The 10,901-nt window shown below is 75.3% G+C and carries 11 protein-coding genes and 1 pseudogene; 1 reads left to right on the top strand and 11 read right to left on the bottom strand.

Annotated features, from left to right (window positions below):
* Positions 1 to 111 precede the first annotated feature (111 nt).
* The 9 genes and pseudogenes from groL to VEW93_09745 all read right to left on the bottom strand — a co-directional run bounded on the left by groL (position 112) and on the right by VEW93_09745 (position 7,981).
* Positions 112 to 1,737: pseudogene (groL, locus tag VEW93_09705) on the bottom strand (chaperonin GroEL).
* 201 nt (positions 1,738 to 1,938) lie between these two features.
* Positions 1,939 to 2,214 carry a ubiquitin-like small modifier protein 1 gene (locus tag VEW93_09710; protein ID HYI62065.1) on the bottom strand — a complete coding sequence of 92 codons (276 nt, stop codon included), beginning with the start codon at positions 2,212 to 2,214 and terminating at the stop codon, positions 1,939 to 1,941.
* The gene (locus tag VEW93_09715) at positions 2,211 to 3,419 is read right to left on the bottom strand and encodes an AI-2E family transporter (protein HYI62066.1); all 1,209 of its coding nucleotides are present in this window, start codon (positions 3,417 to 3,419) and stop codon (positions 2,211 to 2,213) included. Before VEW93_09715 ends, VEW93_09710 begins: the two co-directional genes overlap by 4 nt.
* A 221-nt stretch (positions 3,420 to 3,640) precedes the next feature.
* Positions 3,641 to 3,991, bottom strand: coding sequence for a TadE/TadG family type IV pilus assembly protein (locus VEW93_09720; GenBank protein ID HYI62067.1), 351 nt, complete (start codon positions 3,989 to 3,991; stop codon positions 3,641 to 3,643).
* A gap of 29 nt (positions 3,992 to 4,020) precedes the next feature.
* A complete protein-coding gene (locus tag VEW93_09725) occupies positions 4,021 to 4,266 on the bottom strand; it encodes a hypothetical protein (protein ID HYI62068.1) in 246 nt (81 codons plus the stop codon).
* 175 nt (positions 4,267 to 4,441) lie between these two features.
* The gene (locus VEW93_09730; GenBank protein ID HYI62069.1) at positions 4,442 to 5,062 is read right to left on the bottom strand and encodes a type II secretion system F family protein; all 621 of its coding nucleotides are present in this window, start codon (positions 5,060 to 5,062) and stop codon (positions 4,442 to 4,444) included.
* Positions 5,063 to 5,211: 149 nt separating this feature from the next.
* The gene (locus VEW93_09735) at positions 5,212 to 6,096 is read right to left on the bottom strand and encodes a type II secretion system F family protein (GenBank protein ID HYI62070.1); all 885 of its coding nucleotides are present in this window, start codon (positions 6,094 to 6,096) and stop codon (positions 5,212 to 5,214) included.
* Positions 6,093 to 7,325 carry a CpaF family protein gene (locus VEW93_09740; protein HYI62071.1) on the bottom strand — a complete coding sequence of 411 codons (1,233 nt, stop codon included), beginning with the start codon at positions 7,323 to 7,325 and terminating at the stop codon, positions 6,093 to 6,095. The genes VEW93_09735 and VEW93_09740 overlap by 4 nt, the downstream gene beginning before the upstream one ends.
* Positions 7,322 to 7,981: a cellulose synthase operon protein YhjQ/BcsQ gene (locus VEW93_09745; protein ID HYI62072.1), complete on the bottom strand. Its 660-nt coding sequence runs from the start codon at positions 7,979 to 7,981 to the stop codon at positions 7,322 to 7,324. Before VEW93_09745 ends, VEW93_09740 begins: the two co-directional genes overlap by 4 nt.
* Positions 7,982 to 8,172: 191 nt before the next feature.
* Between VEW93_09745 and VEW93_09750 the strand changes: the two genes are divergently transcribed.
* Positions 8,173 to 9,351 carry an HAD-IB family hydrolase gene (locus tag VEW93_09750; protein HYI62073.1) on the top strand — a complete coding sequence of 393 codons (1,179 nt, stop codon included), beginning with the start codon at positions 8,173 to 8,175 and terminating at the stop codon, positions 9,349 to 9,351.
* Here the strand turns inward: VEW93_09750 and VEW93_09755 are convergent.
* Both VEW93_09755 and VEW93_09760 read right to left on the bottom strand, forming a co-directional pair.
* Positions 9,299 to 10,342, bottom strand: coding sequence for an endonuclease/exonuclease/phosphatase family protein (locus VEW93_09755; protein HYI62074.1), 1,044 nt, complete (start codon positions 10,340 to 10,342; stop codon positions 9,299 to 9,301). The two genes, VEW93_09750 and VEW93_09755, sit on opposite strands and share 53 nt — an antisense overlap.
* 64 nt (positions 10,343 to 10,406) lie before the next feature.
* The coding region (locus VEW93_09760) for a sigma-70 family RNA polymerase sigma factor (GenBank protein ID HYI62075.1) at positions 10,407 to 10,901 on the bottom strand (495 nt) is incomplete at its 5' end.

Consider the following 10,901-nt stretch of genomic DNA (forward strand, 5'->3'; position numbering starts at 1 on the left):
GGCCCGTGACCCACCGGTGACGCGACGAGGCCCCGGTCGTCGGACCGGGGCCTCGTCGGCGGTTCTTCGGAGTCTCGCTCCCTGTCAGCGGGAGCGAGGAGCGTCAGAAGCTCAGAAGTCCATGTCTCCGCCGCCGCCGCCGGGCATGGCCGGGGCGGGCTCGGGCTTGTCGGCGATGACGGCCTCGGTGGTGAGGAACAGGGCGGCGATCGACGCTGCGTTCTGCAGGGCCGAGCGGGTGACCTTGGCGGCGTCGATGACGCCGATCTTCACCAGGTCCTAGTACACGCCGGTGGCGGCGTTGAGGCCCTCGGCCCCGCTGAGCGAGCGAACCCGCTCGACCACGACGCCACCCTCGAGACCGGCGTTCTCGGCGATCTGCTTGATCGGAGCCTCGAGCGACTTGGCGACGATGCGAGCACCGGTGGCCTCATCACCCGACAGACCCTCGGCCGCAGCCAAGACGTCCGCCTGGGCACGGAGCAGCGACACGCCGCCGCCGGGCACGACGCCTTCTTCGATGGCCGCCTTGGTCGTCGACACGGCGTCTTCGATGCGGTGCTTCTTCTCCTTCAGCTCCACCTCGGTGGCGGCGCCGACCTTGAGCACGGCCACGCCGCCGGACAGCTTGGCGAGACGCTCCTGGAGCTTCTCCCGGTCGTAGTCCGAGTCGGTGTTCTCGATCTCGGCCTTGATCTGGTTGATGCGGCCCTTGATGTCGTCTTCGGTGCCAGCACCCTCGACGATCGTGGTCTCGTCCTTGGTGATGATCACGCGCTTGGCCGAACCGAGCAGGTCGAGGGTGACGTTCTCCAGCTTGAGACCGACCTCCTCGGAGATGACCTGGCCGCCGGTGAGGATGGCCATGTCCTGGAGCATCGCCTTGCGGCGCTCACCGAAGCCCGGGGCCTTGACGGCGGTGCTCTTGAACGTGCCGCGGATCTTGTTGACCACGAGGGTGGCCAGGGCCTCGCCCTCGATGTCCTCGGCGATGATGGCCAGCGGGCGGCCGCCCTGCATGACCTTCTCGAGGACCGGGACGAGGTCGCGGACCGAGGTGATCTTGCCGGCGAAGAACAGGATCAGGGCGTCGTCGAGGACGACCTCCATGCGATCCGTGTCGGTGACGAAGTAGGGCGAGATGTAGCCCTTGTCGAAGCGCATGCCCTCGACCAGGTCCATCTCGAGGCCGAAGGTGTTCGACTCCTCGACGGTGATGACGCCGTCCTTGCCCACCTTGTCGAGGGCCTCGGCGATGAAGCCGCCGATCTCCGGGTCGTTGTTGGCCGAGATGGAGGCCACCGAGGCGATGTCGTCCTTGGAGTCGATCTCCCGGGCCGAGGCCGACAGGGAGGCCACCGCGGCCTCGACCGCGGCCTCGATGCCCTTCTTGAGGGCCATGGGGTTGGCCCCGGCGGCCACGTTGCGCAGGCCCTCGCGGACCAGGGCCCGGGCCAGGACGGTGGCCGTGGTGGTGCCGTCACCGGCCACGTCGTCGGTCTTCTTGGCGACCTCCTTGACCAGCTCGGCGCCGATGCGCTCGTAGGGGTCCTCGAGGTCGATCTCCTTGGCGACGCTGACGCCGTCCTTGGTGATGGTGGGAGCGCCCCACTTCTTCTCCAGGACGACGTTGCGGCCCTTGGGGCCGAGCGTCACGCTGACGGCGTCGGCGAGCTGGTTCATGCCGGACTCGAGGGCCCGGCGGGCCGTCTCGTCGAAGGCGATGATCTTGGCCATCCCCTGGTTCCTCCAGAATCGTGGTCGATTGGCACTCTCACACGGAGAGTGCCAATAGCCAACCACCTCCGCCCGCCGTTAGCAACCGGGCAGGCAGAGTGCTAACGCCGCGGGCGGCGCGGCCCAGGCGCGCCGAAGGGCGCTGAAGGGTGCGGGGCCGCCGGGGCGGCGCCGGTCGGGCGCCGGTCGGGCGCCGAAAGCTCAGCCGCCGGCGACGGCGGGGATGATGGCGACGGTCTCGCCGTCGGGCACCGCGGTGGCCAGGCCGTCCAGGAAGCGCACGTCGTCGTCGGCCACGAACACGTTGACGAAGCGCCGGAGCTGACCCCCGTCGTCGAGCAGGCGCTCCTTGAAGCCAGGATGGGCGCCCTCGAGGCCGTCGAGGACCTCGGCGACGGTGTTGCCGTCGACCGACACCTCCGCCGAGCCCCCGGTGAGGGTGCGCAAGGTGGTCGGGACACGGACGGTGACGCTCATCGGGCTGGGCTGCTCCTGTGCGGGGACGTGGGGGGCATGGTAGCGGCGCCCCCGTCGTCGTCGTCCTCAAGCGCGGCGTCGGGGACGTCCTCCTGGGCGCTGGCCGCCGCGTCGGGGTAGGGCTCGTCCAGGCCGGGGACCGAGGTGCCCACCACCCACTTCCGCCACAGGTGGCCGCCGAGGATCTTGATGGTGGCGGTGAGGGGGACGGCCAGCAGCAACCCGAAGAAGCCCCCCACGGTGCCCCAGGCCAGCAGGGCCATCATCACCGCGGCGGGGTGGAGCTGGACGGCCCGCCGCATGACGGTGGGGGTGATGAAGTGGTTGTCGATCTGCTGCACCACCAGCATGACCAGGGCCACGCCGATGGCGGCCTTGACGTCCTTGGTGGCCAGGGCCACCACGATGCCGGGCACGGCGCCGACCCAGGGACCGATGAGCGGGATCATGTTGAACAGCCCGGCGATCATGCCCACCACCAGCCACAGGGGCAGGTTGACCACCGCCCGCAGGCCGATCGAGGCCATGACGCCCACGATCACGGCCACGGCCAGCTGGCCCCGGAAGAAGCCCCCGACCGCGGCGTTGAGGCGGTGGGCGATGAACAGCACCTCGTCCCGGGACCGGTCGGGGATCAGCTCCTCGACCCGTCGGCGCACCTCGGGCAGGTCGATGAGGAGGTAGAAGGCCAGGAACGGCCCGATGATGAAGATGATGCCGACGTGGAAGGCCTGGGTGGCGAACTCCCGGAGGGTCTGGACCTGGTCGGTGATCTGCTGGTCCTCGTCCGGGCCGGCCTGGTCCTCGATCTCCTGCACGGTGGGGACGTGGATGGGCCAGTTGTCCCGGTCGGACCGGGCCGACATGTCGTCGATCCACTCCGTGGCGTCGCGTCGCAGCTCGGGCCACCGCTCCGACACCTGGTCGGCCTGGCCGGCGATCAGGGGGTAGAGGATGGCCCCCAGCCCGACGAAGAGCAGGGCCACGACCAGGTAGGCGACCGTGGCGCCCAGGAGGCGGGGCAGGCCCCGGCGCTCCAGGAAGCAGACGATGGGGTTGAGCAGGAAGACGATGGCCCCGGCGAAGACCAGGGGCGGGAAGATGACCCGGAAGTACCAGGCCACCACGCCGACGATGGCCACCACCAGCACGATGCCGGTGAGCCACCACGCCGCCCGTCCGACCCGGGCGAGGCGCTCGTCCATGGGGTGACTCTAGGGCCCCACCCACCGACCGGTCGCGGCCCCGCGGGTTGACTCGCCTCCCCCCCCGTCCCGGAGCCCGGCCCGTCCCCCGCTCGGGCCGGACACCGGGATCTCCCCATGGGCACACGAGTTCGACGGAGTGCGGGGGAATCCTCCCTGCACCGCCAGCGGACCGCCGCCCTCCGTGGCCGTCGCCCCTGGTGGCGCCGTGCCCACGCAGCTCACCGCTCGACCCGCATGGAGGCGCCGGCCCGCACCGTCACGGTGGGCACCAACGGCCCGATGACCGGCACGTCGGTGGGGACGGGACAGGCCACCACGACCCGGAGCGTGGCCCCGGGCGACGCCGGCCGGTCCACGGTGGTGGCGCACCCCGGCCGGCCGGTGTCGGCCACCGCCGCCCCGGCCACGCCGGGCCGGCCGTCGACGGCCACGGCCCGGGCCGCCTCCCGGGCGGCGTGGACGGTGGCCACGTGGCCGGCGACCACCAGCCCCGCCTGCACCAGGAGCAGCACGCCCAGCAGCAGCACAGGCAGGGCCATGGCCATCTCGACCGTGGCCTGCCCGCTCACCGCCCGACGAGGCGGTGCCGCGGAGCCGGTCACAGGCGACCCTGGAGCTCGTCGAAGACGGCGTCGAACAACTGGCCGATGCGGCCCGATCGGGTGGCCCACGTGACGAGGGCGATGGCCACCACCGCCGCCCCCAGCAGCACCAGGGCGTACTCGGCGGTGGCCTGGCCCCCCTCCCGGGGGCCCCGACAGGCGGTGCGCCACCGGGCTCCGAGGGTGCGGAGGGCGTGGCGGCCCAGGACGGTGAGGTGGAGGGACATCAGGTCTAGGGACATGGGTGCTCCTGCGAGGAGGCGACGGGCCGCGCCGCGCGGGGCCGCGAGGGCCATGACGGCGGTGGCCGAAGCCACGAGACGGGCGGCCGGAGCCACGAGGGCGGTGGCCGGGGCCCACGAGGCGGCCACCGCTCGACGGTGCCGGCGGGTCGCCGATCAGCGCCGGCGGCCGCGGTCAGCGCTGGAGGTCGGCCAGGGCGGCCACCACGGCGGGCACCACGGTGACCAGCACGAAGGCCGGCAGCGTGCAACCCACCAGCGGGAACAGCATGCGGACCGGGACCTGGCGAGCGCGCCCCTCGGCCTGGCGGCGTCGGGAGGCGCGCAGCTCATCGGCCACGCGGGCCAGGGGGCCGGCCGCCGGGGCTCCGTCGCAGTGGGCGGCCACCAGGACCGAGACCAGGGGCCGAGCCGCCGGCGAGGCGTCGACCACCCGGGCCAGGGCGACGTCGAGGGGCTCGCTGTGGCGGAACCGCACCTCGGCCCGGACGAGCGCCGGCCCCAGCGGCGGTGGCGCTCGCGGGGCGACGAGCGCCAGGGCGCCGGGCACGGTCACGCCGGCGGCCAGGGCCAGGCCGAACAGGTCCACGGTGTCGGGCACGGCCTCGGCCCAGGCTTCCACGGCTCGGCGGCGTTCCCGCCGGGCGGCCCGGTGCGGCACCACCGCGGCCAGCACCCACGGCACCGGCAGCAGGGCCGGTGCCACCACCAGCACGACGATCGAGGCCAGCAGGGCCCGGCCCACGACCCGGTCGGCGGCCCGGTCTGGCGGGCGCCCGGCCACCCGGCGCAGCACGGCGCCGAGCCGGCCGGCGGGTCCGGGCCGTCCGCCGTGCGGACGACCCCGGCCCGGCGGGGGCCGGACGGGGCGCGGTCGGCCGATCGAGGCCGCGCCCAGGACCACGAGGGCCGAGGCCAGCCCCAGGGCGGGCGGGAGCCACCTGCTCACCGTCCCGGCCCCCCGCTCACGATCCGGTGCATCCACCAGGCGCCGGCCAGGTCGAGCACCAGGGCGCCGGCCACGCAGGCCACCCCCGGCGCGGTGCCGAGCAGGGTGTGGGCCAAGCGGGGGTCGGCGGCCGACCCCACCACCCCGAACACCACGGGCAGGGCGACGAGGACGGCGGCCGACGCCCGGGCCTGGCTGGCCAGGGCCCGGATCTCGTCAGCCAGGGCAGCCTGGTCCCGGAGCGTGGCGGCCACGCCGTCGAGGGCCCGGGCCCGAGCGCCCCCTCCGTCGACCGCCACCTCGAGTGCGGCCACCACCAGGCGCACGGCCCGGCGGGGGTGGTCGTCGGCCCACGGGGCCAGGGCCACGGCCAGCGGTGCCCCTCCGGCCACCCGGCCCGCGGCGGAGCGCACCTGTTGGCCGTGGGGCCCGCCGACGGCCGTGGCCGCCTGGGCCAGGGCCGGCACCAGGTCGACCCCGGACCGCAGAGCGCGCCCCGCCTGCTCCAGCAGCTCGGGCAAGGTGGCGTCGGCCTGCCGGGTGCTCCGCCCGGCTGCGGCCCGAAGCCCGACCGCGCTGCCGGCCAGGGCCACCACCGGCAGCGCCACCGCCCCACCCGGGCCTCCCACCACGACCCCGAGGACCGAGGCCCCGGCCACCGCGGCGACGCCGAGGCGGGCCCAGCGGCGGGGATCACCATCCACACCGGCGTCGGCCAGGGCCGTCGCCCACCGGCCCGGCAGGGCAGGTCGGGTAGCGGGGGTGGGACCCGGCACCGGTCCGGCCCCCGGGGCTGACGGGGCCACGGCGCCCACGGCGAGGCCGCGGGCCAGGGCGGCCACGGACAGCAGGGCAGCGGCAACGACGACCACCACGCTCACCGGTCGCGCCCAGGTGCTCGGGCCGGCCGGGCGAGGGCGGCCAGGACGTCGTCGTGGGTGGCCACCGGGCGGACGCGCCGACCGGGCGCACCGTCGGGCACCACCTCGGCCACCGACACGATGCCCCGGGTTCCGCCCGGGCCGCGGGCCACCTGCACCACCAGGTCGACGGCGCTGGCGATCTGCTCCCGCACCGCGGCCAGCGGCAGGTCGGCCCCGGTGAGCACCATCATCTCCAACCGCCGCAGGGCATCGAGTGGGCTGTTGGCGTGGCACGTGCTGAGCGAGCCGTCGTGCCCGGTGGTCATGGCCTGCAACATGTCGAGGGCCTCGGCCCCCCGGACCTCGCCCACCACGATGCGGTCGGGCCGCATCCGCAGGGCGGCCCGCACCAGGTCGCGGATGGTCACCTGGCCGGTGCCCTCCGGCGACGGGGGCCGGGCCTCCAACCGGACCACGTGGGGACCCGGCAGGCGCAGCTCGGCCGCGTCCTCCACCGTGACCACCCGCTCCGAAGGGGCGATGTGGGCGGCCAGGGCGTTCAGCAGCGTGGTCTTGCCCGCCCCCGCCCCCCCGCTGACCAGCACCTGGCGACGCTCCTCGATGGCCCGGCGCAGGAGCGCGACCACCGGCGGCCCGGCGAAGGCGGAGAGGGGGACGGCCCGGGCCCCGAACCTGCGGATGGTGATGCAGGGCCCGTCGACGGCCAGGGGCGGGACGACGACGTGGACGCGCGACCCGTCGGGCAGGCGGGCGTCGGCCAGGGGGCTGCTGCGGTCGGCCCGAGCCCCCACCGGGGCCAGGACCCGCGTCACCAGGTGGTGGGCCGTGGGCCCGTCGACCACCACGCCCGTGGCCACCAGGTGGCCCCGGCGCTCCACCCACACCGGCCCGGGCCCGTTGACCATCACCTCGGTGACCTCGGGGTCGGCCAGCAGCGGCTCCAGCACCCCGAGGCCGGTGGCCCGGGCCCGGACCCGGGCCACCACGGCGTCGACCTCGGGCGGCGGCAGCAGCGGGGCCACCTCGCGCACCAGCCCCCCGAGCACGTCGGGCACCAGGGCCGCCGAGATGGACGGCGCGGCCAGGACCCGCTCGTGCACCACCGCCTCGACCGCCCGGCCCGTGTCGTCACGGGCCACGGGGACGACCGCCACCTCGGCCACCACGGCCCGCGGCCCAGCGCCGGCCGAGCCGGTATCGGCCGGGACGGTGTCGACGCCGGTCACGCCGCCCTCCGCAGCGAGCGGTGCAGCGTGCGGGGCAGCCGGCGGACCAGGATGCCGGCATCGACGGCCCGGGCCACGGCCGGGTCGACCGGGACCTGGGCCACCACCGGGGCCCCGACCACGTGCTCGACGTCGTCCAGGCCCAGCGAGCGCCCCGGCTCGGCCACCAGGACCACGCCCGAGGGGCGCACCGGCGCGTCGAGGGCCCGCCGGAGCCCCAGGTAGCAGGCCCGGGTGACGAGCAGCGAGCGCGACGCCTCGGCCACCAGCGGCAGGTGGGGCGAGTCATGCCCGACCACCCCGGCGTCGACCACCACGGGCCGGGCATCGGCGGCCAGGAGCCCCGCCAGCACCGAGTGGCGGGCCGCGGGGCCGGGCGCACCGGTGCCCCGGGGCAGGAGGGCGAGGTGGGAGCCGACCGACAGCTCCAGGCGGGCCAGGGCGTCGCCCGCCACCTCGGCTGAGGCCCGCGTCCACCCCGTGAGGCCGGGGTCACGGGGGTCGGGCAGGCCCAGGACGGCGGGCACGTCGCCGGCCAGGTCGACGAGCAGGGCGCCGCCGGAGGCGGCGTGGTGACGGGCGAGGGACGTGGCGAGGGCGGCGGCCACGACGGTGGTGCCGGCCCCGCCCTTCACCGACCAGCAGGTGACGAACACGGGGGCCTCCCGGGCGCGAGACGGAGGGGACGTTCACAGCCGGGGAAGCGAGCCCCCGGTGTGCCCGGCCCCGCCGGCACCGAAACCCACCCGGAGGTGGCCGCCGCCCGGCGGCCCCTGGGCCCGTCGGCGTGGGCCGGCACCGCCGGGGCGATGGACCACCGGGCCGGCCCGACCCGTACGGTGGCGGCATGGAGGCCGCCTTCTTCGACCTCGACAAGACGGTGATCGCCAAGGCCTCGATGGTCGCCTTCGGGAAGCCCCTCTACCGGGCCGGGCTGCTCAACCGGTGGCTGCTCCTGCGCGCCCTCTACGGCCAGCTCATCTACCTCTACCTGGGGGCCGACGAGGAGCGGATGGCCCGCATGCAGGCCAAGGTGCTGGCCCTCACCGCGGGCTGGGACCAGGCCCGGGTGCGCGACATCGTGGCCGAGACCCTGGAGGAGGTCATCGAGCCCATCGTCTTCGACGAGGCGGTGGCGCTGCTGCGCGAGCACCAGGCCGCCGGGCGGCGGGTGTACCTCATCTCCGCCTCACCGGAGGAGATCGTGCTGCCCCTGGCCCGCCACCTCGGCGTCGACGAGGCCATCGCCACCCGGGCTCGCGTCGATGCCCACGGGCGCTACACCGGGGACGTCGAGTTCTACGCCTACGGCCCCCACAAGGCGACGCGCATGAAGGCGGTGGCGGCCGAGCGCGGCATCGACCTGGCCGCCTCCTACGCCTACTCGGACTCCATCACCGACGAGCCCATGCTGGCCGTCGTCGGCCACCCCGTGGCCGTCAACCCCGACCGCGACCTGGCCAAGGTGGCCGCCGACCGGGGCTGGGAGGTCCGATGGTTCACCCACAAGGTGCCGCTGCGGGAGCGGGTGCCGATGCCCCCGCCGGGCCCCACCGCCGCCGTGGGCGGCGGGCTGGCGGCCACGGCGGCGGCCGGCGCCGTGGTCTGGTGGTGGCTGCGGCGGGAGCGCAGCGTGGCCACCACCGCCCAGCAGATCTCGGGCCTGGCCCGCCTGGTGGGCGAGCTCCGGGAGCCGACCCGGCGCTGGGCCGGGCCGCCCTCCAGGCCGGGGGGCGGGGCCGGGCCACCACCCCGGGCCGGGCGCGACGACGCCCGCGGCACCGCCGTCCGGAGACGTCGGGAGCGCGGGCGCCGGGGAGTCGGGACGTCAGACGGCGCGGAGCTTCTTGAACGCGAGGGTGCCGAGCGCGGCGACGAGGGCGAGCAGGATCAGCTTCTTGACCATGGCGTCACCCTAGACCTCGGGCCCGGCCCCGGCCACCGGCGGGGACGCCGCCGGCCACCGAACCGGGTCAGCCGGCCAGGCTCCAGCCGATGGTCACGTGCACCGGGGCGTGGTCGCTGAGGTCCTCGCCGTCCTCGTCCACGAAGGTGTCCCGCGGGATGTCGTGGGCCTCGGCGGTGAGGGTCAGGTCGTCGCTGCTGCGGACGGCCACCTTGTCGATGATGTGGGTGTCGTCGCAGCCCACCTCGTCGCAGGCGTCGACCAGGCCGGTCCGCTCCAGGAAGTCGGCCCAGATGGTGGCATCGGCGTCGCCGCCGGAGTCCTCGTGCTCGGGGTCGAGGTGGAGGTTGGTGTCGCCGCCGAGGATGATGGGCCGCCCGGCGCTGCGCTCCTCGATGAAGGCGGCCAGCTGCTCGTAGTCCTCGGCCTGGAGGCGCTGGTCGTCGGGGCTGCTGCCGGCCTCGCCGTGCAGGGAGTAGACGTCGACCTCGACGCCGCCCAGGGTGACGGTGGCCACCGCGAAGCCCTTCATGGCCAGGCAGTCGGCGGCCCCGCCGTCGCTGGGGTCGAGCTCGCCGAAGCAGTCGGCCCAGGGCACCCGCTCCTGGTCGGCCAGCGCCAGCTGGGACATGATGCCGATGCCGTCGCCGGCCTGGAGGTTGGGTCGGGTGGCCAGGTCGAGGCCCACCGCCTCGGCCCCGGGGTGGCGGTCGAGGGAGTGGGGCTGGCCGCTGTCGGCCAGGAGCCGCTCGTGGTAGTGGGTGAAGTCCAGGCCGTCGGCCAGCCCGCCCGGCACCCAGTAGTCGAAGTCCTCCTGGGTCAGCACCAGGTCGAAGGGCTGGAGCAGGGGGCTGATCTTGGGGATGTTCTCCTCGGGGTTCTCCTGGGAGATCTCCTGGGGCAGCCCGGCCACGTTGTAGGTCAGGACCTCCAGGGTCCCGGCCTCGCCGCCGGCTCCGCCATCGGCGGTGGTCGGTGGGCCCGACGAGGACGAGGGGCCGGCGTCGTCGCCGTCATCGCCCCCGCAGGCCACGGTGGTGGCCAGCAACAGGGCCAGCGCCCCGGCGGCCACGATGGTGAACGGACGGTGGACGCGTGGTGTCTCCCCCATGGCGCGCCACGGTAGGGCGGGTGCCGCTCCGGTGTCGATCTCGGGGCAGGGGCCCCGGGGGGCCTCAGACGGCCAGCAGGTCCCGGGCACCGGTGTCGGAGGACGGGTGGCGCAGCTTCGACATGGCCCGGGCCTCGATCTGGCGGATCCGCTCCCGGGTCAGGTTGAAGTGCTCGCCCACCTCTTCGAGGGTGCGGGGCTCGCCCCGGTCCAGGCCGAAGCGCAGCTTCAGGATCTCGCGCTCGCGGTCGTCCAGGGGGGCGAGGAGCCGGTTGATCTCCTCGGGCAGGAGGGCGGTGGCCGCCACCTCGAAGGGCGACTCGGCCGAGCGGTCCTCGACCACGTCGCCCAGCTCGGCGTCGCCGTCCTCCCGCAGGGGCTCGGACAGCGAGAGGGGCTCGGCCGCGAAGCGCAGGGCCTCGGTGACCTTGTCCTCGGGCATCTCGACCTCGGCCGACAGCTCGGCCAGGGTGGCGGGGCGGCCCAGCTTGAGCTCCAGGCGGGCCCGGGCCTTCTGCAGGCGGGCCAGGGTGTCGCCGGCGTGGACCGGGAGGCGGAT

The sequence above is a fragment of the Acidimicrobiales bacterium genome, assembly GCA_035630295.1.
GTDB lineage: Bacteria > Actinomycetota > Acidimicrobiia > Acidimicrobiales > Iamiaceae > Iamia.